27 protein-coding genes are annotated in these 23,228 nt (G+C 70.2%); 21 read left to right on the forward strand and 6 right to left on the reverse strand.

The window, feature by feature from the left end:
* The first annotated feature begins 182 nt into the window (after positions 1–182).
* From trxA to rsmD, 4 genes are all read left to right on the forward strand, one after another.
* On the forward strand, positions 183–506 hold the full coding sequence (gene trxA / locus KBY96_RS01075; protein WP_186697001.1) for a thioredoxin: 324 nt from the start codon (positions 183–185) through the stop codon (positions 504–506).
* A 142-nt stretch (positions 507–648) separates the two neighbouring features.
* A complete protein-coding gene (locus KBY96_RS01080; protein ID WP_254977357.1) occupies positions 649–1,614 on the forward strand; it encodes an LOG family protein in 966 nt (321 codons plus the stop codon).
* Positions 1,611–2,243, forward strand: coding sequence for an imidazole glycerol phosphate synthase subunit HisH (gene hisH, locus KBY96_RS01085; protein ID WP_254977358.1), 633 nt, complete (start codon positions 1,611–1,613; stop codon positions 2,241–2,243). The genes KBY96_RS01080 and hisH overlap by 4 nt, the downstream gene beginning before the upstream one ends.
* Before the next feature lie 13 nt (positions 2,244–2,256).
* Entirely contained in the window at positions 2,257–2,823 is a 567-nt protein-coding gene (rsmD, locus tag KBY96_RS01090; RefSeq protein WP_315859453.1) for a 16S rRNA (guanine(966)-N(2))-methyltransferase RsmD, read from the forward strand.
* Positions 2,824–2,827: 4 nt separating this feature from the next.
* On the opposite strand, the gene petG is transcribed toward rsmD, so the two are convergent.
* Entirely contained in the window at positions 2,828–2,941 is a 114-nt protein-coding gene (gene petG / locus KBY96_RS01095; protein WP_254977359.1) for a cytochrome b6-f complex subunit V, read from the reverse strand.
* 255 nt (positions 2,942–3,196) lie between these two features.
* On the opposite strand from petG, the gene KBY96_RS01100 reads away from it, so the two are divergent.
* From KBY96_RS01100 to KBY96_RS01165, 14 genes are all read left to right on the forward strand, one after another.
* Positions 3,197–3,547: a cytochrome c gene (locus KBY96_RS01100; RefSeq protein ID WP_254977632.1), complete on the forward strand. Its 351-nt coding sequence runs from the start codon at positions 3,197–3,199 to the stop codon at positions 3,545–3,547.
* Positions 3,544–4,368 carry an RNA methyltransferase gene (locus KBY96_RS01105; RefSeq protein WP_254977360.1) on the forward strand — a complete coding sequence of 275 codons (825 nt, stop codon included), beginning with the start codon at positions 3,544–3,546 and terminating at the stop codon, positions 4,366–4,368. Before KBY96_RS01100 ends, KBY96_RS01105 begins: the two co-directional genes overlap by 4 nt.
* 26 nt (positions 4,369–4,394) lie before the next feature.
* Positions 4,395–5,450, forward strand: a complete 1,056-nt coding sequence (locus tag KBY96_RS01110) for a serine hydrolase (protein ID WP_254977361.1) — start codon at positions 4,395–4,397, stop codon at positions 5,448–5,450.
* A 41-nt stretch (positions 5,451–5,491) separates the two neighbouring features.
* Positions 5,492–6,937: a DUF3370 domain-containing protein gene (locus KBY96_RS01115; protein ID WP_254977362.1), complete on the forward strand. Its 1,446-nt coding sequence runs from the start codon at positions 5,492–5,494 to the stop codon at positions 6,935–6,937.
* The gene (gene bchI / locus KBY96_RS01120; protein WP_254977363.1) at positions 6,934–8,022 is read left to right on the forward strand and encodes a magnesium chelatase ATPase subunit I; all 1,089 of its coding nucleotides are present in this window, start codon (positions 6,934–6,936) and stop codon (positions 8,020–8,022) included. Before KBY96_RS01115 ends, bchI begins: the two co-directional genes overlap by 4 nt.
* Before the next feature lie 11 nt (positions 8,023–8,033).
* A complete protein-coding gene (ruvC, locus tag KBY96_RS01125) occupies positions 8,034–8,504 on the forward strand; it encodes a crossover junction endodeoxyribonuclease RuvC (protein WP_254977364.1) in 471 nt (156 codons plus the stop codon).
* A 5-nt stretch (positions 8,505–8,509) separates the two neighbouring features.
* Complete coding sequence (locus KBY96_RS01130; protein ID WP_254977365.1) at positions 8,510–9,211, forward strand: 5-formyltetrahydrofolate cyclo-ligase; 702 nt, start codon at positions 8,510–8,512, stop codon at positions 9,209–9,211.
* A complete protein-coding gene (locus KBY96_RS01135; protein WP_254977366.1) occupies positions 9,208–9,423 on the forward strand; it encodes a hypothetical protein in 216 nt (71 codons plus the stop codon). Before KBY96_RS01130 ends, KBY96_RS01135 begins: the two co-directional genes overlap by 4 nt.
* 14 nt (positions 9,424–9,437) lie before the next feature.
* Positions 9,438–9,989, forward strand: a complete 552-nt coding sequence (locus KBY96_RS01140) for a hypothetical protein (protein ID WP_254977367.1) — start codon at positions 9,438–9,440, stop codon at positions 9,987–9,989.
* The gene (locus KBY96_RS01145; protein ID WP_254977368.1) at positions 9,990–10,424 is read left to right on the forward strand and encodes a SufE family protein; all 435 of its coding nucleotides are present in this window, start codon (positions 9,990–9,992) and stop codon (positions 10,422–10,424) included. It abuts the gene before it with no gap.
* A gap of 34 nt (positions 10,425–10,458) precedes the next feature.
* Positions 10,459–11,820, forward strand: a complete 1,362-nt coding sequence (locus KBY96_RS01150) for a homoserine dehydrogenase (RefSeq protein ID WP_254977369.1) — start codon at positions 10,459–10,461, stop codon at positions 11,818–11,820.
* A gap of 211 nt (positions 11,821–12,031) precedes the next feature.
* Entirely contained in the window at positions 12,032–12,244 is a 213-nt protein-coding gene (locus tag KBY96_RS01155) for a hypothetical protein (RefSeq protein ID WP_254977370.1), read from the forward strand.
* A gap of 211 nt (positions 12,245–12,455) precedes the next feature.
* Complete coding sequence (locus KBY96_RS01160) at positions 12,456–13,931, forward strand: ABC transporter substrate-binding protein (RefSeq protein WP_315859455.1); 1,476 nt, start codon at positions 12,456–12,458, stop codon at positions 13,929–13,931.
* Entirely contained in the window at positions 13,928–14,959 is a 1,032-nt protein-coding gene (locus tag KBY96_RS01165; protein WP_254977371.1) for an ABC transporter permease, read from the forward strand. The genes KBY96_RS01160 and KBY96_RS01165 overlap by 4 nt, the downstream gene beginning before the upstream one ends.
* On the opposite strand, the gene KBY96_RS01170 is transcribed toward KBY96_RS01165, so the two are convergent.
* Entirely contained in the window at positions 14,904–16,634 is a 1,731-nt protein-coding gene (locus tag KBY96_RS01170; protein ID WP_254977372.1) for an alpha/beta hydrolase, read from the reverse strand. The genes KBY96_RS01165 and KBY96_RS01170 overlap by 56 nt on opposite strands.
* Positions 16,635–16,714: 80 nt before the next feature.
* On the opposite strand from KBY96_RS01170, the gene KBY96_RS01175 reads away from it, so the two are divergent.
* On the forward strand, positions 16,715–17,902 hold the full coding sequence (locus KBY96_RS01175; RefSeq protein WP_254977373.1) for an MFS transporter: 1,188 nt from the start codon (positions 16,715–16,717) through the stop codon (positions 17,900–17,902).
* Here the strand turns inward: KBY96_RS01175 and KBY96_RS01180 are convergent.
* Together KBY96_RS01180 and ychF are read right to left on the reverse strand one after the other, a co-directional pair.
* Positions 17,856–18,056 (reverse strand): hypothetical protein, encoded by a 201-nt coding sequence (locus KBY96_RS01180; protein ID WP_254977374.1) that lies wholly within the window; start codon positions 18,054–18,056, stop codon positions 17,856–17,858. The genes KBY96_RS01175 and KBY96_RS01180 overlap by 47 nt on opposite strands.
* Positions 18,057–18,082: 26 nt before the next feature.
* Positions 18,083–19,174, reverse strand: coding sequence for a redox-regulated ATPase YchF (ychF, locus tag KBY96_RS01185; RefSeq protein ID WP_254977375.1), 1,092 nt, complete (start codon positions 19,172–19,174; stop codon positions 18,083–18,085).
* Positions 19,175–19,314: 140 nt separating this feature from the next.
* Between ychF and KBY96_RS01190 the strand changes: the two genes are divergently transcribed.
* Positions 19,315–20,493 carry an efflux RND transporter periplasmic adaptor subunit gene (locus KBY96_RS01190; RefSeq protein ID WP_315859456.1) on the forward strand — a complete coding sequence of 393 codons (1,179 nt, stop codon included), beginning with the start codon at positions 19,315–19,317 and terminating at the stop codon, positions 20,491–20,493.
* 33 nt (positions 20,494–20,526) lie between these two features.
* On the opposite strand, the gene wecB is transcribed toward KBY96_RS01190, so the two are convergent.
* Complete coding sequence (wecB, locus tag KBY96_RS01195) at positions 20,527–21,639, reverse strand: non-hydrolyzing UDP-N-acetylglucosamine 2-epimerase (protein WP_254977376.1); 1,113 nt, start codon at positions 21,637–21,639, stop codon at positions 20,527–20,529.
* 114 nt (positions 21,640–21,753) lie between these two features.
* Between wecB and KBY96_RS01200 the strand changes: the two genes are divergently transcribed.
* Entirely contained in the window at positions 21,754–22,908 is a 1,155-nt protein-coding gene (locus KBY96_RS01200) for a type IV pilus twitching motility protein PilT (protein ID WP_254977377.1), read from the forward strand.
* On the opposite strand, the gene KBY96_RS16475 is transcribed toward KBY96_RS01200, so the two are convergent.
* The gene (locus tag KBY96_RS16475) at positions 22,905–23,141 is read right to left on the reverse strand and encodes a high light inducible protein (protein WP_396122227.1); all 237 of its coding nucleotides are present in this window, start codon (positions 23,139–23,141) and stop codon (positions 22,905–22,907) included. The genes KBY96_RS01200 and KBY96_RS16475 overlap by 4 nt on opposite strands.
* Positions 23,142–23,228 lie beyond the last annotated feature (87 nt).

Genomic DNA, 23,228 nt, shown 5'->3' on the forward strand with positions numbered 1-23,228 from the left:
GAGGTTGTGGGGGCTTCACAGCTCGCACACTCCTCACACCCTCCGGCCCGGCTCGTCCGGGCCTTTTTGCTTCCCCCTCCAGCGCACCAGCGGCCCGGCTCGCCTCCTGCAACGCTTGATGTGGGGCCGGCAAAGCGGTCTGGACCCCTTGCTACATTGCTGAAATCCCGATCCCAACAAGGATGTCCAGCGCAGCCGCTGTCACCGACGCCTCCTTCGAGCAGGACGTGCTCAAGAGTGATGTGCCTGTGCTGGTCGACTTCTGGGCGCCCTGGTGCGGCCCCTGCCGCATGGTGGCGCCGATCGTCGATGAAATCGCCAAGGAATTCGAGGGCCAGATCAAGGTGTTCAAGCTAAACACCGACGAAAATCCCAACGTGGCCAGCCAATACGGCATCCGCAGCATTCCCACCCTGATGGTGTTCAAGGGCGGTCAGAAAGTCGACACCGTCGTCGGTGCCGTGCCCAAGACCACCCTGTCCGGCACGATCAGCAAGTACCTCTGACAGCTCCGGTCTGAACAGCCCCCTGACAGATCCCCGGTCGGCCCTTTCACCGGCACAGCGCAACGGCGGTATCAGCCCTCTTGAGGCCCTCGCCAGCGCCATTGAGCACCACCCCCAGCGGCGCACCATTCACCGCGCCCTGGTGTCCCTACTCGACATCTGCCGCAACGAAACCGAGCCCGACGCCTGGCGGATCATCAGTGGCACCCTGGCTGACATCAGCGAAGCCCTTGAGGCATTCCGGCCACACCGCAAGGTTCGCAAGGTGTCGGTATTCGGCTCGGCCCGCACCACAGCCGACGACCCCGCCTTCCAGATGGCCGAGGAGCTCGCCGTGCGGGCGGTGGAGGAAGGATTCGAGGTGATCACCGGTGCCGGTGGCGGCATCATGGAGGCCGCCAACCGCGGGGCCGGCAGCCAGGCCAGCTTCGGTCTCAACGTCGACCTGCCGTTCGAGCAGCACCCCAATCCGATCGTGAGCAGCTACGAAGCGAGGCTGCTCAACTTTCGCTACTTCTTCACCCGCAAGTTGTTCTTCCTGCGCGAGAGCGACGCGGTGGTGGTGCTGCCCGGCGGCTTCGGCACCCTCGATGAGCTGTTCGAGGCACTCACCCTGATCCAGACGGGCCGCACCCCACCGATGCCGCTGGTGCTGCTCGCTCCGCCGGGAGATCCCTTCTGGAGCAGTTGGCAGGTGGAGGTGCAGCGGCTGATGACCAAACGGGGCCTGATCTCACCTGAGGATCGCTCCCTGGTGTGCCAGACGGACAGCGCCAGCGAAGCGATTGCCCGCATCTCCCGCTTCTACCGGGTGTTCCACGCCGCCGAACTGCTCAGTGATCGGCTGGAACTGCAGCTCAATGCCCCGATCCCAGCGGAAGCGCTGGAGCGGCTCAACCGTGATTTCGACGACCTGGTGGACCAAGGGGCCATCCACGCCGCCGAAACCAGCGATGACGATGGCTTTCTGCGGCCCTGCCTGCGCTTCCGCTTCAATATGCGCCGCATGGGCAGGCTGTACCAACTGATCGATGCCCTCAACGGGCTCGACCTGGGCGGTGGATCGGCCCTGGAGCAGCCCGAGCAGCGCTGCCTGGAGCCGTCATGAGGCGTCTGGGCCTGATCGACTACGGCATGGGCAACCTGCACTCGGTGCGGCGGGGCTTCGAGCGGCTGGGCGCGGAGGTGGTGAGCGTGGCCGATCCAGCGGCCGACGCGCCCCTGATCGACAGCTGCCAGGGGCTGCTGCTGCCGGGGGTGGGGGCCTTCGACCCGGCCATGGAGCGGCTGCGGGCCAGCGGGCTGGAAGCAATGCTGCGCGATTGGTGCGCAGCGGAGCGGCCGCTGCTGGGCATCTGTCTGGGGCTGCAGCTGCTGTTCGAAGCCAGCGATGAGGGCCACAGCCGGGGGCTGGCTCTGCTGCCGGGGCGGGTACGGGCACTGCCGCGCCGCCGCGGCCATCCGATCCCGCACATGGGCTGGGAGCCCCTGATCCCGCTCAGCCCCAGCCCCCTGCTGCCCGCTGGAGCTCCCGAGGCCTGGGTGTACTTCGTGCACTCCTTCGCCGCCGAACCCAGCGATCCGGCCATCACCACCGCCGGGGTGGACTTCGCCGGCGACACGGTCACCGCCGCGGTGTGGCACGGCGCCATCGGCGCCTGCCAGTTTCACCCGGAGAAATCGGGCCGGGCCGGTGCGGCGATCCTGCAGCGCTGGCTCCAGTGGTTGCCGGCATGAGCGCGGGGCTGCCATGAGCCTGCGCCTCAGCGGCGGCCGCAGGCTGAAGAGTCCGCCCGGATCCCTGGCCCGCCCCACCCCCGCCCGGGTGCGGCTGGCCGTGATCAACCTGCTGGCGGCCGAACTGCCTGGCTGCCGCTGGCTTGATCTCTGTTCCGGCAGCGGCGCCATGGCCTGCGAAGCCCTGCAGCGCGGAGCCGCCCAGGTGGTGGCGGTGGAGCGCGATCGGCGCCTGGCGGCAGTGGCCCGCAGCAATCTCGAGGCCGTGCAGCAGGGCCTGGGGCGGCAGCCGCAGGTGGAGGTGCAGATCGACGAGGTGCTGCGCTGGCTGCGGCGCGGCAACGGAGGGGAAACCCGCAATGGGGGCGGCTTCGATCTGATCTATGCCGACCCTCCCTACGCGGCGGGTCTGTATGGGCCGATCGCCAACGCGGTGGCCACCGGGCGCTGGCTGGCCGAAACCGGAACCCTGGTCTGGGAGTGCGGTAGCGATGCGGTGGCGGAGGTACCGGAGGGCTGGCGACAACGGGAGCGCCGCCGCTATGGGTCCACCACGGTGCTGCTGCTGCAGGAGCGCTGAACGCTCAGCCGTCGAGCATGGAACCGCGGCGGTACTGGCTCCAGGCCGCCACGAACAGACCCAGCAGGGTCACAGGGATCAGGCCCAGCACGATCCCGCAGAGCAGTGGTTCGATCATGGCGAGACCGGCGTGGCTTTCAAGTCACAATTGTTCCACGCCGACGTGTTCGCTGCCCACCACATCCGTGCCGAAGCCCCAGCCGTTGCTCACGGCGCAGGTCTGCCGCCCGTCAGGCTGGTGAAGGCCTGGTCATCGATCCCATTCCAGCCAAGCCCAGCTCCCGCCGCTCCCCGTGTGACCAGCCCCGTGCGATCCAGCACCCCCCAGTCTCCAGCGCCCGACTCCGCCGCCGAGCTCGCCCCTGGCGGCGGGATGGGTCGTGGACTGGTGGCCGCTCTGGTGACGGCAGCTGCCATCGCTTGCACCGTGCTGGCGCTGCTGGTGCTGCCGGGTGCCGGCAGCGATCCCTACACCCGTCAGACCCTTGAGCTCAAGGGATCTGTGGAGCATGGTGCCCTGTTGTTTCGGCTGAACTGCGCCGGTTGTCACGGCATCGCCGCCCAGGGACTGGTGGGCCCCAACCTGCACGGAGTGGCGGAACGCAAGAATCAGCGGCAGCTGATCCGCCAGGTGGTGAGCGGTCGCACTCCGCCGATGCCCAGCTTTCAGCCCGAACCCCAGGCCATGGCCGACCTGCTCGCCTACCTGAACGGGCTGGTGTGAGCCAGGGCCCGCCCCTGGCGGTGGTGTTGGTGGAGCCCGCCGGCCCCCTCAACGTGGGCGGCGTGGCCAGGGTCTGCGCCAACTTCGGGGTCACCGATCTGCGGCTGGTGGCGCCGCGTTGCTCTCACCTCGGCGAGGAGGCCCGGCGCATGGCGGTGCACGGGGTTGCTGTGCTGCAGTCGGCGCGGCTGTTTCCCAGCCTGGCGGCGGCCCTGGCCGATTGCCGGCGGGTGGTGGCCACCAGTGGCCGTCGTTGCGGTGAACCGCTGCCCCTGCAGGGCCTCGATGGGGCCCTGGGCTGGCTGGGGGAGGACGTTTCCGCCGCCGGCGCTGGCCAGCACTCCACCGCAGTGCCGCGAGCCCTGGTGTTCGGCCGCGAGGACCGGGGCCTGAGCAACGCGGAGCTGCTCCAGGCCGGCAGGCTGCTGAGCATCGACACCGCAAGCACCTACGGCTCCCTCAACCTGGCCCAGGCCGCTGCCGTGGTGTTGCACCACTGGCACCGCTTGCAGACCGGAAGCCGGCAATCAGCCGGCGCGAGCGACTGCTCACCGCCCTCCGGGCCAGGGCCGGAACCCTGCCCGCGGGCGGCACTGGAAGCCATGCTCGGCGATGCCGAGCGACTGCTGCTGGAGGTGGGCTTCCTCTATCCCCACACCGCTGCGGCACGGATGGCCAAGCTCCGGGCCCTGCTGCAGCGCGCCCAGGTGGGCAGCGAGGAGGCGGCCCTGCTCCGGGGGATGGTGCGCCAGCTGCGCTGGGCCCAGACCCGCGGCGGCACTGGCACCAGAGAGGGCGACGATCCGGCCCCCACCCCTTAACTTCAGCCGATCCTCTCCCAGCTGCCTTGAGCGCCGCTCAATCCCCCAGGCCCCCCCGCAACCGCTGGCGGCAAACCCTGCTGTTGCTGCTGCGGCTGGCCGTGATGGGCGTGGGCCTGGGGGTGCTGGCCGGCACCGGCCTGAGGCTGCTGGCACCGCGGCTGGCCGAGGGCAACCTGCCCAGCTTCGGCCAGCTGGCCGAAGCCCCTGAGCAGCAGAGTCTGGCGATGGGCCGCTTCCAGCCCAGGCAGGAGATCACCGAGCTCAGTGAGCGCTGGCAGCAACTGGCGGCAGCCCAGAAGGACCTCAAGGCCACCGGATTTCTGCTCGTGCTCGACGACGGCCGCTTCGCCCAGCTCGGCCCCGACCAGCCGATGCCGGCGGCCAGCTCGATCAAGACCCCGATCCTGGTGGTGGCCCTGGAGGATCTCGACTCGGGCAAGCTCAGCTGGAACGACCCGCTGCAGCTCACCCAGGAGCTGGTGGGTGGCGGCGCCGGCTGGATGGCCACCCGCCCCCTGGGCACCCGCTTCCCGTTCCGCGAGGCGGCCACCGAGATGATCCGGGTCAGCGACAACAGCGCCACCAACCTGGTGATTCAGAAGCTGGGCGGCCAGGCCGCCGTCAACGCCCGCTTCCAGACCATGGGGCTGTCGGCCACACAACTCAACAACTGGCTCCCGGATCTCGATGGCACCAACACCAGCAGCGCCCGCGACCTGGCCCGCTCCATCGCCCTGGTGGACACCGGCGAGACCCTCGGTCCCCGCGCCCGCGACCACTTCCGCGAGATCATGGCCAGCTCCGGCACCGACACCTTGATTCCCCAGGGCCTGCTGCAGGGCCTGGGCAAGAACGCCGAGCAGGCCGACCCCGAGCTGCTCAGCCTGGGCATCACCGCCCTCAACAAAACCGGCGACATCGGCACCGCCTACGCCGATGCCGCCCTGATCCAACTGCCCAATGGCCAACGGGCCGTGGCCGCCTTCATGGTCACCGGCCCCTTCAACGATCCCCGCTCCGCCGAATTGATCCGCGGCATGGCCGCAGCCGTGAGCCAGACCCTGGTGGGGCGCCCATGACCCAACCGCCGCTACCTCCGCCCGCCATGCCACTCCCCGCGATGACCCGCTCCGTGCTGTGCAGCCTGCTGCTGCTGACCCCTGCCCTGGCCCTGGCACCCACACCGGCTCCGGCCCAGCAGCAGGGTGAGCGCAGCGAACCGTTGCTGCGTCGCCAGACCGTGGCCCCCCTGCCCGGCGGGCTCGATTCGGTGCTGATGGTGAACGACAACAATCCGGAGCTGATCAGCGGTCCGGGCATCCTGCTCTCCACCTTCCCGGCCGCCGGTCGCAGCGTGCCGGAGGCCCACCTGGATGTGGCCCTCCACGGCCGCTTCGACCTGTTCAGCCACCACGTCTACGCCGGCAAACCGGAAACCCTCAGTTCCACCCTGTGGCTGGCGGTGGTGGCCCAACCCCGCGGCGACAGTCCCGTGCAGCTGCGCCTGCTGGAGGGCTCCACGGCCCTGTCGCAGTCGCTGGATCCGGCCATGGCCGGGGCTCCGTTCCTGCCCCTGCCGCCGCTGCTGGCTGAGGGCACCACTCCGGCCTGGGCCGGCCCAGGCAGCCGCGTGGCCACCGAACTGTTGATGCGCCGGCGCAGCCCAGAAATTCCCCGCGAGTGGACCTTGCAGGCCGGGGAGGCCAGCACGCTTGTGGTGCTGCCCCTGCCGGTGCGGGGTCTGGACCCCCTGCTCAACGGTCGCAACCTGCAGCTGCGGCTGCACAGCGATGGCCCCGTGAGCCTGGCCACCCTGGCCGCCTTCGGCCCGCTCGATCAGCCGCCGCCGGCCGACACCTGGGCGCCCCTGCTCGATGGCGGCCTCAGTCCCAAGGAGCACGTGCCCACCCCCCGCGGCGCGCCGGGCCGGATGATCTATTCGCGGGTGAGCGGGGTGCAGGAGGGCAGCGTCTGGCGGGGCACCATCACCAGCCCTGGCCAACCCTGGCTCAGCGTTGACGCCGCCCCGATCTCCTGGCCGATCGCCTCCCTTGAGCGCGGTCGGCTCGGCACCGAGCAGGTGCAGACCGCGGAGCTCAAGGCCTTCTATCCCGGCACCGCCTGGGCCGCCCACGGCAACTACGGGGTGGAATACGACCTCACGATTCCCCTGCGCAACACCGGATCGAAATCGGTTCAGCTGCAGCTGACGTTCGAATCCCCGCTCAAGACCGATCAGGCCCTGGGCGGACTGCGCTTCCACACCACCCCGGTGCGCTCGGTGATGTTCCGTGGCCCGATCGAGGTGGCCGGGCTGGATGGCGTCGAAGGCCGACCGTCGGCCCGGCGCCGCTTCCACCTGGTGCAGCGGGCCGGCGATCAGAGCCCGCCCCTGGGCACCGTGAGCCTGGGTCCGGGGGACTCCCGCAACCTGCGGGTGCGGCTGATCTATCCGGCCGACGCCACCCCGCCCCAGGTGCTGAGCCTGCTGCCCGTCTCGGACGGACAGGCCACCAGCCCAGCTGTGAAACAATCGGGCCAACAGCCAGCCAGCAGCACTCCGTGACGCCAGTCCGCCAGCGCCGGGTCTTCCCCTTCACCGCGATTGTGGGTCAGGAGGAGATGAAGCTGGCCCTGCTGCTCAACGTGATCGACCCCCGCATCGGCGGCGTGATGATCATGGGCGACCGGGGCACGGGCAAGAGCACCGCGATCAGGGCCCTGGCCGATCTGCTGCCGGAGATCGACGTGGTGAGCGGCGATCCTTACAACAGCGCCCCCGAGGATCCCGACCTGCAGAGCGAAGAGGTGCGCCAGCGCCAGGAGCAGGGCGAGGAGCTGCCGGTGGAGCGCCGCCAGGTGCCGATGGTGGACCTGCCCCTGGGGGCCACCGAGGATCGCCTCTGCGGCACGATCGACATCGAAAAGGCCCTCAGCGAGGGGGTGCGGGCCTTTGAGCCGGGCCTGCTGGCCAAGGCCAACCGCGGCCTGCTCTACGTGGATGAGGTGAACCTGCTCGACGACCACCTGGTGGATGTGCTGCTGGATTCGGCCGCCTCGGGCTGGAACACCGTGGAGCGCGAGGGGGTGAGCGTGCGCCACCCGGCCCGATTTGTGCTGATCGGCTCCGGCAACCCGGAGGAAGGCGAGCTGCGGCCCCAGCTGCTCGATCGCTTCGGCATGAGCGTGGAGGTGCGCACCGTGCGCGATCCGGCGCTGCGGGTGCAGGTGGTCGACCAGCGCACCGCCTTCGACAACGACCCCGACGGCTTCAACGGCGCCATGCAGGCCGGCCAGGAGGCCCTGCAGGCCCGAGTTGTGGAGGCCCAGGAGCGGCTGGGGCAGGTACAGATCGACGATGACCTGCGCATCCGCATCTCCGCCATCTGCGGTGAGCTGGATGTGGATGGTCTGCGTGGTGACATCGTCACCAACCGGGCGGCGCGCGCCCTGGCCGCCTTCGAAGGCCACAGCGAGGTGAGCGAAGACGACGTGGCCCGGGTGGCGGCCTGCTGCCTGCGCCATCGCCTGCGCAAGGATCCGCTTGAGCAGATCGACTCCGGCGATCGGGTGGTGAAGATGTTCTGCAAGGTGTTCGAGCGGCCCGAATCGGCCGACCGCAGCGCCTTCGAACTGGCCCTGGCGGCCTAGGGAACAACCCGATGCGCATCCTCGGCATCGACCCGGGCCTGGCCCGGGTGGGTTACGGGGTGATCGAGATCGAACCGCAGCAGGGCCGCCAGCGCCTGCTCGACTGCGGCATCCTGCGCACCGATCCTGGCCGCAGCGAGGGTGAGCGGATGGTGGAGATCTCCCGCGATCTGCGGGTGCTGCTACGCACCTGGAGGCCCCAGCTGGCGGTGGTGGAGAAGTTCTTCTTTTATCGCTCCAGCACCACCATTGCCGTGGTGCAGGCCCGTGGCGTGCTGCTGATGACCCTGGCCCGCTGGAACGTGGCGGTGGTGGAGTTCCCCCCCATGCAGATCAAGCAGGCCCTCACCGGCAATGGCCACGCCGACAAGCAGGAGGTGCTGGAGGCAGTGATGCGCGAGCTGCAGCTGGAGTGCCCGCCGCGACCCGACGATGCCGCCGACGCTCTGGCCGCCGCCCTCACCGGCTGGTTCCAGCGCTGAGGGTGATGGCTGAGCACCACGACGCCACATCAGCTGACAAGGCGGCCCTGCGGCTCCGGTTGCGGGCGCTGCGGGGGCAGCTGCTCCCCGGAAGCGAAGCGGCGATTCGCACCCAGGTGGCCCTGGTGCTGGAGGGGCCCCTGGCCGGAGCCGGCCGGGTGGGCCTCTACTGGCCCCTGGCCGGCGAGGTTGACCTGCGGCCCCTGGCCGATCAGCCGGCCCTGGCCAGCCGGCTGGCCCTGCCCGCCGTTGCCGGGAACCGGTTGCTCTACCGCCCCTGGCACGCCGCCCAGGCCCTGCACCGCGATGCCTGCGGCATTCCCGCGCCGCCGCCCTCTGCGGGCGATCTGGCGGCCGGGGAGCTGGCGCTGCTGCTGGTGCCGGCGCTGGCGGTCGATCGGCGGGGGCTGCGGCTCGGCTATGGCGGCGGCTGGTACGACCGGTTGCGCAGCCGGCCCGACTGGCGCCGTGTGCCGGCCCTGGCGGTGCTGCCCTCCGGCTGCCTGCTGGAGCGGCTCCATGCGGATCCCTGGGATGTGCCCTTCGATGGCTGGATCTGCGAGCGGGGACTGGGGCGGCCGCTCGCTCAGGCCCAGGGCGGCCCTTCGGCACCCGCATCACAATCTTGTTCACAAACAGCCCCTGATCCCCTCGGCTCCGACGCAACTTTGCGAGGATCACGCCCAGTGCACAGGCGGTCGCCGTGAATCTGTCCTCCCTCACTTCGGACACCACCTTCAGCGTCGCCCCATCCGCCTCTGCCTCCACCGCCTCCGCCCCCACCGCCTCTGATCGCGTGCTGGCCGCCGAGCTGGCTGCCCGAACTGAGTCCCACGACGCCCTCTCGATGATGGTGAGCTCAATGGTGCGCATGGTGCAGGCCGGCAGAACCCGCGACAGCCGCTGGAAGGACAGCTGAGCCGCAGACCACCGATGACGGAGATCACCATCCATTGCCCCGGCCCGCGGGCGGGCCGGGCCGTTCTCGGCCTCGGGGCTCTGATTCTGGGAGCCCTCAGCGGCGGGCCCGCCTGGGGCCACGCGATCGAGAGCAGCCTCGAGCACATCTCGGAAGTGAACGCATCCTTCCGCCAGGAGCTGGAGTTGAACAGCCGGTTCAGCACTGGCGAACCCGCTGACGCGGCGGCGGTCAGGCTGCTGCGTCCCGACGGTCAGGCAGTCGATCTGGGCCGCACCGACGCCGAGGGGCGTCTGCGCTTTGCCCTGCCGGATGACGCCGCCGCCGACTGGGAGGTGCAGGTGGATGCGGGGCCCGGCCACCGCGACTACCTGGAACTGGCCGAAGCCGGCGCCTCACCCCCCCTGGCCTCCAGCCCCAGCCCCCTGGGAGATTGGCGACCCAGGGCTCCAGAGCGGCGGCTGGCCCAACGCTCCTCCGGCTTGCGGCAACCGGTGCTGGGGGGCCTGACAGTGGGGCTTGGTGCCGCCGGAGCGCTGCTGCTGGGCCACCGGCGACGGCGCTGAATGGCTGACTCCCGCCCCATCGCCACGGGCAGCAAAGCCCTCGATCGCATGGTCGAGCGCCTGGCCGGCAGCGCCGACCCCCGTCGTCGCTACGAATACGTGCTCTGGCTGGCCAAGAAACTCCAGCCCCTGCCGGAGGAGTTCCGCAACGACGCGTTCAAGGTCAAGGGCTGCGTGTCCCAGGTGTACGTGGTGGGGGAGCTGCAGAACGGCACCCTGCACTGGCAGGGCGATTCCGACGCTGCCATCACCAAGGGCCTGCTGGCCCTGCTGATCGAAGGGCTCGAAGGGCTCACCCCCGAGCAGGCCAGCGCCATCGATCCGGGCTTCATCGCCGCCACCGGGCTGCAGGCCAGTCTCACCCCCTCCCGTGCCAACGGCTTTCTGAACATCCTGCGGATGATGCAGAGCCAGGCCAGGGCGCTCGCGGCCTGATTTCTAGGATCGGCCTTCTGCGCGTTCCCAGCCCATGACGATCGGCATCGGCCTGCTCGGCCTCGGCACGGTGGGAGCAGGGGTTGCCGACATCCTGGCCAACCCCGAAGGACGCCATCCCCTGGTGGCGGAGCTGGCGCTGCGGCGGGTGGCGGTGCGGAACCTGGACCGGCCCCGGGCGGTGCCGGTGGCCCCTGAGCTGCTCACCACCAATCCCGAAGTGGTGGTGGACGACCCGGCGGTGGACATCGTGGTGGAGGTGCTCGGCGGACTGGAGCCGGCCCGCACGCTGATCCTGCGGGCCATCGCCGCCGGCAAGCCCGTGGTCACGGCCAACAAGGCGGTGATCGCCCGCCACGGGGAGGAGATCGCCGCCGCTGCCGCCGCCGCCGGGGTGTACGTGCTGCTGGAGGCGGCGGTGGGCGGCGGAATCCCGATCATCGAACCGCTGAAGCAGTCGCTCGGGGCCAACCGCATCGAACGGGTGAGCGGCATCATCAACGGCACCACCAATTACATCCTCAGCCGCATGGCGGCCGAGGGGGCTGACTACGGGGCGGTGCTGGCCGACGCCCAGCTCCTCGGCTATGCCGAGGCCGATCCGGCGGCCGATGTGCAGGGCGCCGACGCCGCCGACAAGATCGCCATCCTCACGGGGCTGGCCTACGGGGGCTCAGTGCCGCGGGAGGCGATCCCCACCGAGGGCATCGACCAGCTGGACGCCCGCGATGTGGCCTACGCCGACAAACTCGGCTTTGTGGTCAAACTGCTGGCCATTTCCCAGCGGATCGACAGCCAGCCCGACAGCGAACCAGGCACCCTGGCCGGCACTGCCCAGCAGCCCGGCAGCCAGCTGCTGGATGTGCGCGTGCATCCCACGCTGCTGCCCCGCAGCCACCCCCTGGCCGGGGTCAACGGGGTGTTCAACGCCATCCTGGTGGAGGGAGACCCGGTGGGCCAGGTGATGTTCTACGGCCCCGGAGCCGGGGCGGGGCCCACCGCCTCCGCGGTGGTGGCCGACATCCTCAACATCGCCGGGATCCGTGAGGCCACAAATCCATCGGGCTCGGCCAAGGGGCCGGTGGGCCTCGATCCGCTGCTGGCGGCCGGCAGCTGGCGCCAGTGCCACCTGATCGACGGTGCTCGCACCACCCATCGGAACTACGTGCGGCTGCGCACCAGCGACGAGGCGGGTGTGATCGGCCGGATCGGCACCTGCTTCGGGGAGGCGGGGGTGTCGATTCAGTCGATCGTGCAGTTCGAGGCCGAGAGCGAGGCCGCCGAGATCGTGGTGATCACCCACGAGGTGCTGGAGGCCCACTTCCGTCAGGCCCTCGAGGCCATCGCCGCTCTGCCGGAGGTGCAGGGCGTGGCCGCCTGCCTGCGCACGCTCTGAAGGCCCACAGTCCGGGCCTGGATTTGGTGCGCAAATCGGCATTGGGGGATGCGCGATGGCGTCGACACGGCACCATGGCATCAGTCCGATTCGAAAGGAATCCTTAAATCTCGTCCAGTCTTCTCCCGGTCGCGCCGGCGGCGCTTCCGTCGCTAGGACAGATCACATCAGATCTGTTCCGCTCGCTTTCCCACCACTTCATGATTCGTTCATGACCAGTCTTTCCTGCACCCATCCCCGCACCGCCCCCAGCCAAGGGGACTGCGTTCGGATCCAGGCCGATGATCACGTGTACCAGGTGATCGGCATCGACGACCGACACGACCGCTGCTGGTTGCGCCGCTGGCCCCTGGCCCGGCAGGGCTCTGAAGTGTTTGAAATTTCCCTGCAGGAGGTGCAGCCCGCCCGGCCCCCTCACTCTTGAATGGCAGCATTCTGCTGACCTCTCCACGTTGCCCCGGTCCTTGCGGCTGACTCCCCGGCTGATACCTCGGCTGACGTCGCTGCGCTGGGGCTCATTCCTGATCGCCGCCCTCGTGCTGGCAGGTTGCCGGGTGCCAAGTGGGTCAGGGGGAGGCACCGCCACCCGATCCGCCATTGCGTCCGCCGGAGAGCGGTCCAGTGGCGATCTGGTGGTGGCCACCAGCGCCCGGGTGGGCTCGGTGGACCCCGTGCGCGCCTCCACCTTCGGAGCCACCCAGCTGCTCAGTGCCATCGGCGATCCGCTTTACCGCCTGGACGATGACGGCGGATTGCTTCCGGCCCTGGCCGCGGAATTGCCTCGCGTCAGTTCCGACGGCCTGACGGTGACCATCCCCCTGCGCCGCGATGTGCTGTTCCACGACGGCACATCCTTCGATGCGGCCGCCATGGTGTTCAGCCTGGAGCGCTTCCTGGCGATCGGCACCCTCAGCTATCTGCTCGACGAGCGCATTGAGGCCGTGCGGGCCAGCGGATCGCACGAGCTGGAGCTGCGTCTCAGGCGCCCCACCACGGTGCTGCCCCAGCTGCTGAGCACCATCAACCTCACCCCCGTTTCTCCCCAGGCCTACCGGGACTACGGCGATCGCGCCCTCAGTGATCGCTTCGTGGGCACCGGGCCCTACCGGCTGAGCTTCTTCAGCGATCAGCAGCAGCGCCTGGAGCCCTTCGAGCGCTACTGGGGCGAGCGGCCCCGCAACGCCGGCATCGTGCTGGTGAGCCTGGGCAACTCCACCGCCCTGTTCGGCGCCATGGGCAGCGGCGAGGTGGATGTGCTGCTCTCCACCGGCCTGCACGAAGACCACCAGCAGGCCCTGGAGCGCCGGGCCGAGCTGGGAGAGCTGCGGGAGGGTCGGGGCCCGGCCCTGGAGATCGGCTACATCACCCTGCACACCCAGCAGCCGCCTTTCATCGATCCCGAACTGCGCCAGGCCCTGGTGCACAGCCTCGATCGGCAGCTGATCAGCGAGCGGGTCAGCCAGGGTCTGCGCAGTCCCCTGCGCGACCTGGTGCCCCCGGCGGTGAGCGGCACAAGCCGGCAGATCTGGCCCGCCTACGACCCGGACAGGGCCCGCAGCCTGTTCCGCCAGGCGGGTTACTGCGATGGCCGGGTGCTGGAGCTGCCGCTCACGTTCCGCTCCAACATCCCCTCCGACCGCCTGATGGTGCTCACCTGGCAGGCCCAGCTGGCCCGCGATCTGGGCGACTGCATCGCGCTGCAACCCAACGGCATGGAGTCGACCACGGTGTACAGGCAGCTCGGCGAGGGGGCTTTCGCGGCCGTCATGCTCGACTGGCGCGGAGCGGTGCGCGACCCGGAGGCCTATCTGTTTCCCCTGCTGAGTTGCAGCGAGGCCGAGGGCGAGCACTGCCTCAGGGGAGAGAGCGCCCTGAGCGGCAGCTTCTGGACAGCCCCCGGGCTGCAGCGGGATCTGCTGCGCAGCGAGGGGCTGACCGGGAGCGAACGCCTGGAGCTGCTGCGGAGCATTGAGGAGCGCACTGCCGCCGCAGCTCCCTACCTGCCCCTCTGGCTGGTGACGCCGCGGGCCTGGGCCCAGCCCCGACTCGAGACGCCCCGCTTCGACGGCAACGGGCGCCTGCTGCTGCAGGAACTACAGAGCCTGCCATGAGTCGCCGCCGCGCCCTGGCCCGCTACCTGGCCGCCCGCCTGGCCCTGGTGCCCGTGATGCTGTGGCTGATCGCCAGTCTGGTGTTTCTGCTCCTGCGCGTGGCCCCCGGCGATCCGGTGGATGCGGTGCTAGGCACCCGCGCTCCGGAAGCCACCAGGGCCGCCCTGCGCAGCCAGCTGGGTCTGGATCAGCCCCTGCTGCTGCAGTACGGCCAGTTTCTCGTGGATCTGCTGCGGGGCGATCTGGGCGAATCGCTCAACAGCCAGGAGCCGGTGAGCCGGATCATCAGCCAGAGCCTGCCGGCGAGCATGGAACTGGGGCTCACGGCCCTGCTGCTGGCCGCTCTGCTGGGGCTGGCCGTGGGGTTTTCCGGCATCGCCCGGCCCGAGGGCAAGCTCGATCTCGCCGGCCGTCTCTACGGCATCGGCACCTATGCCCTGCCGCCCTTCTGGGCGGCGATGGTGGTGCAACTGATCTTCGCCGTGTGGCTGGGCTGGCTGCCGGTGGGGGGACGGTTCCCGCCCACGCTGCTGCCGCCGCAGGGCAGCGGCTTTTACCTGCTCGAGAGTCTCCACAGCGGCCTGAGCACAGGGCAGTGGCAGCAGCTCGGCGGCACGATCCGCCATCTGCTGCTGCCGGCCGGCACCCTGGCGCTGCTGCTCAGCGGCATCTTCACCAACGCCCTGCGGCTCAACCTGCGCCGGGCCCTCTCCTCCGACTACGTGGAGGCCGCCCGCAGCCGCGGCCTGGGAGAAGTGAGGGTGGTGCTGCGCCATGCCCTGCCCAATGCCCTGCTGCCGGTGCTCACCATCACGGGAATCACCGTGGCCTCGCTGATCGGTGGCGCGCTGCTGATCGAAGTCACCTATTCCTGGCCGGGCATCGCCTCCCGCCTGCAGGAGGCGATCGCCCAGCGCGACTACCCGCTGGTGCAGGGCATCGTGGTGGTGGTGGCGGCGCTGGTGGTGCTGGTCACGGTGGTAGTGGATCTGCTGGTGGCCCTCCTTGATCCCCGGATTCGGTTCTGACCCCTGATCCGCTTCTGCCCAGGCGCAGGGGGCCAGGCAGGGGTGCCAGCCGGCGCTGCCAGGCCCGGGCGGCATCGGCATCGAGCACGGTGGCCTCCACGCCGCCGTGGCGGCGGCGCTGGGGAGCGAGCAGGTCGTCGTGCCGAGCGGAGTCGAGGAATTCGCTGGTGAGGCGCAGCAACAGCTCCTGCACCTGCCGCGGATCTACGCCCACAAACACCTCCCCCAGCCGGAACAGGGCCTCGCTCTCGCCCTCGAGACGCACCGGGGAGAAGTGGCTACCGCCGTCCACCAGCACCAGACGGCTGCGGGGATGGCGACTGCTGCTCAGCAGGCCGAGCTGCTCCTGCACCGGCGGGGTGATGAGATCGAGGCTGCCACCCGCCATCAGCACCGGCACCGGCAGATCGGCCAGGCCCCGCTCGGGCCAGAGCAGGCTGCCGAAGCCATTGAAACTCACCACCGCCAGCAGCGGCGTGCCGTCCATCAGTGGAGGCTGGCTGAGGTCGGCCGGCGCCGAGCGGGGGGAGCCGTCGCCGGTGATGGCCTGCAGCTGGCACTGCAGCAGCCGCGAGACATTGGTGAGCGGCAGTGAGGCCAGGGCCTGACGGCAGCGCGCGGCAAGCCCCTGCTCCGGCACCAGCCCCGCCGCCATCAGGGCCACCAGCCCACCGAGGGAATGGCCCATCAGCACCACGCCGGCATCGCCGGCCCCGGGAGGGCCGAGGGCGGGCAACCGCCCCTCGGCGTGGGCATTGAGCACGGCCTGCAGGTCGGCCAGGCGCTGGGGCACCGATTCCGCCCCTGGCGGCGGCCCCTGGCCGCTCAGCGAGGCCTGCACGGCCCGTTCATCACTGCCGGGGTGCTCGAGCACCAGCACCGGCCAGCCCTGCTCGGCCAGCGCGGAGGCCAGCCAGTTGAGCTGGCTACTGCTTCCCCCCAGACCCGGCATCAACAGCAGCCAGGGTTGCGGCTCGCCGCGGGCGGAGCTCCGGGAGGCCCAGAGATCGATCGGCAGCGGCGCGGAGCGATGGGCCACGCTCAGCTCCAGCCGCCTGGGCTCCGCTGGCTGGCTGGTGCGCAGCCGCCCCACCAGCAGCTGCTGCGACTGGCGCAGCGGCAGCGGCAGCCGGCGCAGCTCCGCAACGGCGTGCTTCTGGTGCTGCAGCTGCTCGCGCCAGTGCTGAGCCAGGGCCAGCAGGCCATCCACCTCCAATGTCACCTGTTCGACCGGCAGCTCGCGCAGCAGCTCCAGCGCCGTCACCGACGGTTGCCGCTCGAACAGTCGCTGCAGGCTGGCCATCAACAGGGGCGCCGTGCTCTGGCCCCCGGGGCCGGTGAGCAGCCCCCCCACCTGCCGCAGCATCTGCTCCCCGCTCCAGCTGCCGAGCAGCTCGCTGGCAAAGCTGCGGTTCTGCAACAGGGGAGCCTTCAGGAGGCGGATCAGGCCGGTGCGGGAGCGATCATCGAGCAGGTTGAGCCAGGTCGCCTGATCGCTTCGGGCCCGGACCGGGTCCTGGCTCCAGGCCTCCAGGTCATTCAGGTCGATGGGTAGCTCCAGACCATCGAAGCGCACCACCAGCTCCTCCACCGCCCGGGCCGGTGGCAGCCCCCCGGCCGGCAGCAGCACCAGCAGACTGGCGATCAACCCGGACAGGCGGCGGCGGTTTGACAAGGGCGGGTGAACGCGGGGGGCTGGCCTGGGCAGCGGGGATCTGGACCTGGTACACCCAGTTTCCCTCTGCCCTGCGCGAGGTGGCCGTGCTGCGGCTGGTGGGTTCCGTGGGTGCCGGCGGCGTGCTCTACCTCACGCCCATGGTGTTTCACCAGGAGGCCTTCAGCGCCACCAACGTCACCCAGGGGCTGGCCCTGGCGGCCCTGGCAGGCACGGTGGGGCGCTTCCTCTGTGGCCTGCTGCTGGACCGGGGGCTGAACTGCTCCCTGCCGGTGCTGCTGGCGGCCCTGCTCTCCCTGGGGGCCGATGCCACCCTGTTCAACGCCCGGGAGTTTCCCGGCTACCTGCTCGGCCAGCTGATGCTGGGGATCGCCATGGGCTTCTACTGGCCGGCCATCGAGCTGGCGGTGCCCCTGAGCTGTGCCCGCGGCCCGGCCCCGATCCCCTCCGCCCGTGGCTTTGCGCTGGTGCGCAGCGCCGACGCCACGGGAATCGCAGCCGGAGCGCTGCTGGGGGCCGCTCTGGCGGCTCTGGGACGGCTGCGGGGTGTGTACCTGCTGGACATCCTCTGCCTGAGCGCCATGGTGGTGCTGCTGCTGCTGCGCCCTCTGCCCGATCCCCACCGCCGGCAGGCCAGCGCCGAGGCCCGCCGTTGGGGGCCCTGGCTGCGGGAACTGCTGCCGGTGCTGGCGATCGCGCTGCTGGCCACCTCGCTTCCTGCCCTGATGCAGAGCGCACTGCCGCTGGATCTGGTGCGCGGCGGCCTGCGGCGCGGGGCCCTGCCCGACAGCCTGGGGGCGCTGCTGATCGGCCTGCAACTGGGCCTGCTGGTGCTGATCCAATGGCCCCTGGGCCAGGCCCTGGCGCGCCGGCCGGTGGCGGTGGGCCTGGGCCTCAGCCTGGTGAGCTTCGCCTTCGGCACCGCCCTGCTGTCGTTCTCGGCGCTGCTCGTGGGAGGCGTGTGGGTGGTGGTGTTGGCCCAGCTGCCCCTGGCCATGGGCCAGGCCGCCTTCCTGCCCATCGCCACCGAGGCGGTGATCGAGATCTCGCCGGAGGAGCATCAGGGGGTGGCGATGGCCCTGTTCTCCCAGTGTTTTGCCATCAGCGCGCTCATCGCTCCACTGCTGGCGGGCATGGCCCTCGAGGGCCAGGGGCACGGCGCCAGCCTCTGGCTGGTGATGGCGGCGCTCTGCGTTGCCGGCCTGCTGCTGGTGCGGCGGATCAGACCGCGGAATCGCCAGGGGGGCGATCAGCTCCGGAGCGCTTGACCCAGGCCTCGTGGGGCAGCGGCTCGGTGCCGTACTCCCAGTCGTCGTAGTCGGGGTCGTTGCGAATGCGGCGGTGCAGCTCCTTCTGCACGTCGAAGTCGTGGCGGTGCTCAGGCTGATGGGCGGGATGCGAGGAGGGTTGCGGGGAGGACATCCCGGCATGGGCGGCTGCGTCCAGCATCACACGTTGAACAGAAACTCCATCACGTCGCCCTCGTCCACCAGGTAGTCCTTGCCCTCGGCCCGCAGCCAGCCGCGATTGCGGGCCTCCGCCAGGGAACCCGCCGTGAGCAGCTGCTCCCAGCCGATCGTCTGGGCGCGGATGAAACCGCGCTCGAAGTCGGTGTGGATCACGCCTGCGGCCTGAGGAGCGGTCATGCCGGCCCTGATCGTCCAGGCCCTGGTCTCCTTTTCGCCGGTGGTGAAGTAGGTGCGCAGTCCCAGCAGGTCGTAGGTGGCGCGGATCAGGCTCTGCAGGCCGCCCTCCTCCACCCCGAGGCCGGCCAGGAATTCGGCCCGCTCCTGCTCGGGCAGCTCGATCAGCTCCGCCTCCACCTGGGCGGAGATGCGCACCACGGCGGCCCCTTCACGGGCCGCGAGCGCCGTCACGGCCTCGCAGTGGCTGTTCCCGGCGGCCAGATCCTCCTCGCTCACATTGGTGGCGTAGATGATCGGCTTGGCGGTGAGCAGCCCCAGGGGCCGGATCGTCGCGGCCTCCTCCGGGCTGAGGGTCACGCTGCGGGCAGCGCCGCCGGCCTCAAGCACCTGCTGGATGCGCTCCAGGGCGGCGTCTTCGGCCTGGGCCTCCTTGCTGGTGCGCAGCTGTTTCTTCAGCCGCTCGCGCCGCTTCTCCACCTGGGAAAGATCGGCCAGCGCCAGTTCCAGGTTGATCACCTCGGCATCGCGCAGCGGATCCACCGAACCGGCCACGTGGATCACGTCGTCGCTGTCGAAGCAGCGCACCACGTGCACGAGCGCGTCCACCTCGCGGATGTTGGCCAGGAACTTGTTGCCCAGGCCCTCCCCCTGGCTGGCTCCTTTCACCAGACCGGCAATGTCCACGAACTCCACCCGGGTGGGGATGATCTCGCGGCTGGCACTGAGAACCGCCAGCCGCTCCAGGCGCGGATCGGGCACCGCCACCACGCCCGAGTTGGGCTCGATGGTGCAGAACGGGTAGTTGGCGGCCTCCGCCTGGGCGTTGGCCACCAGGGCGTTGAACAGAGTGGATTTGCCCACGTTGGGCAACCCGACGATTCCGGCTTTGAGCATGACTGGAATCTACGGAGCCCCCGGCCGGCTCGCCTCTGGCGAAAGTCGGGGGGATGGTCGCTCGCCGTCCCAGGGGAGCAACCGCGAAACTGGGAGCAGCGTCATGCACCCCGATTCCCACCCGCACCCCCCTGCCTGAGGTGGCGCCCAGCCCCAGCCGCGGCGCTCCCCCCACCAGTCCCGCCAGCGGCTCCCCGTCTCCGCGGCCATCGGAGCCGCCACCGCCCTGGCGGCAGCGGCGCCTGTGGGCTGCGCTGGCCGCCCTGGTGGTGGTGGTGGCGGGCGTGGGCCTGTGGCAGCGCCAGCGCGGCAGCCGCCAGGCCGACCTCGGCCCCTACACCGTGCTGGCCAGCTCCGGGGAGCTGCCGGGGGTGATCAGCGCCTCCGGGGAGATGGGTGCCGAGCAGCGGGTGAATGTGAGTCCCAAGCGCCAGGGCGTGCTGGAGGAACTGTTCGTGGAGGAAGGAGACATGGTGCGGCGCGGCCAGCCCCTGGCCCGCATGGATTCCGGTGACCTGCAGGAGCGCATCAAGGAACTGCAGGCCCAGCTGCGCTCGGCCGAAGCCCAGTTGGTGCGCAGCCGCAGCGAGGTGGAACGCAATGAGGGGTTGTTTCTTCAGGGCGCCATCAGCCTCAGCGACGTCAACGCCGTGCGCAGCACCTTCGCGGTGGATGTGGCGGCGGTGCAGGCGGCCCGCCAGCGGATTGAGGCCCGCCGGGTGGAGCAGGCCGAACTGATTGTGCGCGCCCCCTTCGACGGGGTGATCACCCAGCGCTTTGCCGATCCCGGCTCCTTCGTTACCCCCACCACCACGGCCGCCGCCGTGGCGGGCGCCACCAGCTCGTCGATCGTGGAGCTCTCCCAGGGGCTTGAGGCGGTGGCCAAGGTGCCCGAGAGCGACATCGCCCGGATCGCCGTGGGGCAGGAGGCCCAGGTGCGCGTGGATGCCTTCCCCGATCGCAGCTTCCCCGCCCGGGTGAAGCGGATCACACCGAGGGCGGTGAAACTCAACAACGTCACCTCCTTCGATGTGTATCTGGAATTCCCCGAGCGCCCGCCGGAGCTGCGCATCGGCATGACCGCCGACGTGGGCTTCCAGACCGGTGGCGTGCAAGCCCAGACGCTGGTGCCCACCGTGGCGATCGTCACCGAGGACGGACGGCCAGGGGTGCTGCTGGTGGATGCCGACCGTCAGCCCCGGTTCCAGCCTGTGGAGCTGGGCATCAGCAGCGGCCGCGACACCCAGATTCTCTCGGGCCTGGAGGCCGGCACCCGGGTGTTCATCGATCTGCCGCCCTGGTCCCGGCGGCAGCGCTGATTCCGGCCCCGGTTCAGGCCAGGGCCCCGATGCTCAGGCGAGCGCCAGAAAGCGCCGGGCCGCCGCCACAATGCGGCCGCTGGCCTGGCCGTCACCGAAGGGGTTGTGGGCCCGGGCCATGGCCTCATAGGCCTCGGGGTCGCTGAGCAGTCGGCTGGCCTCGGCGGTGATGTCGGCGGTGGCGGTGCCGATCAGCTTCGCGGTGCCCGCCTCCACCGCCTCGGGGCGTTCGGTGGTGCGGCGCAGCACCAGCACGGGCTTGCCCAGGGCCGGAGCCTCCTCCTGCAATCCGCCGGAATCGGTGAGCACCAGGGTGGAGCCCCGCATCGCCGCCACCAGCTGGTCGTAGTCGAGCGGCTCGGTGAGGAAGGCGCGGGGGTGGCTGCCCAGCAGGGCCTGCAGCGGCTCGCGCACGGTGGGGTTGCGGTGCAGGGGCAGCAGCAGGGCCGTGTCGGGGTAGCGCTCCAGCAACTGCAGGAATCCGCTACCGATCTCAGCCAGCCGCTCACCCCAGTTCTCGCGCCGGTGCACCGTGGCCAGGATCACGCGCTGGGCCTGCCAGTCGAGGCCGGGAAGGTCGTAGGCCGGGGCCCGCTCTGCCATCTGCAGCAGGGCGTCGATCACCGTGTTGCCAGTGACCAGCACCTCCCCCACCACCCCCGAGGCGCGGCAGTTCGCCGCCGAGCGCTCGGTGGGGGCGAAGTGCAGCTGGGCCAGCTGGGAAATCAGCCGCCGGTTGGCCTCCTCCGGGAAGGGGTCGAGCAGGTTGTCGGTGCGCAGGCCCGCCTCCACGTGACCGACAGGGATCTGCTCGTAGAAGGCGGCGAGCGCCGAGGCGAAGGCGGTGGTGGTGTCCCCCTGCACCAGCACCAGATCCGGCCGGTGGACGGCGAACTCCTCCTTGAGGCCCTGCAGGGCGGCACAGGTGATGTGGGTGAGGGTCTGCTTGGGCGCCATCAGCGCCAGGTCGTGATCGGCCCGCAGGCCGAACAGCTCCATCACCTGGCTCACCATCTCCCGATGCTGACCGGTGAGCACCACCCGGGTGCGGAACTCGCAGGCGGCCTGGAAGGCGCGGATCACCGGTGCCAACTTGATCGCCTCGGGCCGGGTGCCGAGCACGATTGTGACCAGGGGCTCAGACACCGACGGCAGGTGACAGCGGATCGGCGGATCTTACGGAGCGCGCCAGAACCACGGCACCCATGCTGACAGAACCGGTCCGACTGGCGAAGCTGAGTGGATATCCGGTGACGCCCGATGACCACCGCACCGCTTCCCAGCTCACCGCTGCCCAACTCGCCCTTGCCGCCGCCGCCGCTGCCGGCCGTCGCGGCGGCGTTCGCTGAACAGCCCGCGAGTCTCGAGGCGCTCGTGCGCCTGGCCCACGAGCGCGAGTACTCCGACGTGCATCTGGGCGTGGGCGAGGAACCGCGCTACCGCTCCCGCGGCACGATGGTGCGCACCGGCTGGCCGGTGAGCGACGGCGAGCAATTCCAGCGCTGGCTTCGCGAAATCCTCCGTCCGGAGGAGATCGCCCTCTTCGAGCGCCACAAGGAATTCGACGGCTCCCACAGCTTCCCCTTCGCGCGGGTGCGCATCAACCTGCTCGACACCCTGCGCGGCCCGGCTATGGTGCTGCGCCTGATTCCCCACCGCGTGCCCACCCTCGACGACCTGGGCATGCCGGCCGTACTGAGGGAACTCTGCACCCGGCCCAAGGGGATGGTGCTGGTGACGGGGCCCACCGGCTGCGGCAAGACCACCACCCTGGCGGCGATGATCGACTGGATCAACCGCAACATGTACCGGCACGTCGTCACGATCGAGGATCCGATCGAATACGTGCACACCAGCGCCGAATCGCTGATCCGCCAGCGCCAGGTAGGGCAGCACACGCTGCAGTTCCACAATGCCCTGCGGGCCTCGATGCGGGAGGACCCCGACGTGATCCTGATCGGCGAGATCCGCGATCGCCTCACCCTGGCCACCGCCATCGAGGCCTCCCAGACCGGCCAGCTGGTGTTTGGCACGCTGCACACCAATTCCGCCATCAAGACAGTGGAGCGAGTGCTGGGCATGCACTCCCCCAATGAGCAGGACAGCGTGCGTCAGGCCGTTTCGGAGTCGTTGCTGGCCGTGATCGCCCAGGGCCTGATCAGGACCACCGATGGAGATCGCACCGCTTACCAGGACATTCTGATCAACACCGACGCCTGCAAGGACTACATCCAGCGCGGCGAACTCGATGAGGTTGAGGAGATCATGCGCCGCAGCCGCTTCGATGGCATGGTGACCGCCAACCAGTCGCTGCTGGAGCTGGTGGAATCCGGTCGGGTGGTGCAGGAGGAGGCCCTGGCCCAGAGCCTGCGGCCCAGCGAACTGCTCCAGGCCTTCCGCGGCCGCACCATCTAGCGGGCCGCCAGCCGGGCGATCAGCAGCACCGACAGGCCCACCGATAGGCCAAGCATGGCCAGACGGCCATTCCAGATCTCAGCCTGGGGTGTGAATCCACGCCTCCAGGAGTTGAGTTCGGTGCGGCTCACCGGTTCAACATCACTACTGGGGCTGTCGAGATGGGGCGTTGCGCCCTGCTCGTGCGGGGATGGACTGGAGGCAGATGGGCTGGAGGTGGAGGGCTCGGCGATCGAGGCCCTTTCGCCCGGCTGGCCGGCAACGCTGGCCGGCCCAAGGGACCCATCCTTGTCGGCAGCGGCCATGGCGGCAAAGGCATA

The sequence above is a fragment of the Cyanobium sp. ATX 6A2 genome (assembly GCF_024346355.1).
In the GTDB taxonomy this organism is placed as follows: Bacteria; Cyanobacteriota; Cyanobacteriia; order PCC-6307; family Cyanobiaceae; genus NIES-981.

What these genes read in the sequence shown, in the direction of transcription:
- trxA (WP_186697001.1), top strand. Translation starts at nt 183, where the DNA reads ATGTCCAGCGCAGCCGCTGTCACCGACGCCTCCTTCGAGCAGGACGTG.
- hisH (WP_254977358.1), top strand. Translation starts at nt 1,611, where the DNA reads ATGAGGCGTCTGGGCCTGATCGACTACGGCATGGGCAACCTGCACTCG.
- rsmD (WP_315859453.1), top strand. Translation starts at nt 2,257, where the DNA reads ATGAGCCTGCGCCTCAGCGGCGGCCGCAGGCTGAAGAGTCCGCCCGGA.
- petG (WP_254977359.1), bottom strand. Translation starts at nt 2,941, where the DNA reads ATGATCGAACCACTGCTCTGCGGGATCGTGCTGGGCCTGATCCCTGTG.
- KBY96_RS01100 (WP_254977632.1), top strand. Translation starts at nt 3,197, where the DNA reads ATGGGTCGTGGACTGGTGGCCGCTCTGGTGACGGCAGCTGCCATCGCT.
- KBY96_RS01115 (WP_254977362.1), top strand. Translation starts at nt 5,492, where the DNA reads ATGACCCGCTCCGTGCTGTGCAGCCTGCTGCTGCTGACCCCTGCCCTG.
- ruvC (WP_254977364.1), top strand. Translation starts at nt 8,034, where the DNA reads ATGCGCATCCTCGGCATCGACCCGGGCCTGGCCCGGGTGGGTTACGGG.
- KBY96_RS01130 (WP_254977365.1), top strand. Translation starts at nt 8,510, where the DNA reads ATGGCTGAGCACCACGACGCCACATCAGCTGACAAGGCGGCCCTGCGG.
- KBY96_RS01140 (WP_254977367.1), top strand. Translation starts at nt 9,438, where the DNA reads ATGACGGAGATCACCATCCATTGCCCCGGCCCGCGGGCGGGCCGGGCC.
- KBY96_RS01145 (WP_254977368.1), top strand. Translation starts at nt 9,990, where the DNA reads ATGGCTGACTCCCGCCCCATCGCCACGGGCAGCAAAGCCCTCGATCGC.
- KBY96_RS01150 (WP_254977369.1), top strand. Translation starts at nt 10,459, where the DNA reads ATGACGATCGGCATCGGCCTGCTCGGCCTCGGCACGGTGGGAGCAGGG.
- KBY96_RS01155 (WP_254977370.1), top strand. Translation starts at nt 12,032, where the DNA reads ATGACCAGTCTTTCCTGCACCCATCCCCGCACCGCCCCCAGCCAAGGG.
- KBY96_RS01165 (WP_254977371.1), top strand. Translation starts at nt 13,928, where the DNA reads ATGAGTCGCCGCCGCGCCCTGGCCCGCTACCTGGCCGCCCGCCTGGCC.
- KBY96_RS01180 (WP_254977374.1), bottom strand. Translation starts at nt 18,056, where the DNA reads ATGTCCTCCCCGCAACCCTCCTCGCATCCCGCCCATCAGCCTGAGCAC.
- ychF (WP_254977375.1), bottom strand. Translation starts at nt 19,174, where the DNA reads ATGCTCAAAGCCGGAATCGTCGGGTTGCCCAACGTGGGCAAATCCACT.
- KBY96_RS01200 (WP_254977377.1), top strand. Translation starts at nt 21,754, where the DNA reads ATGACCACCGCACCGCTTCCCAGCTCACCGCTGCCCAACTCGCCCTTG.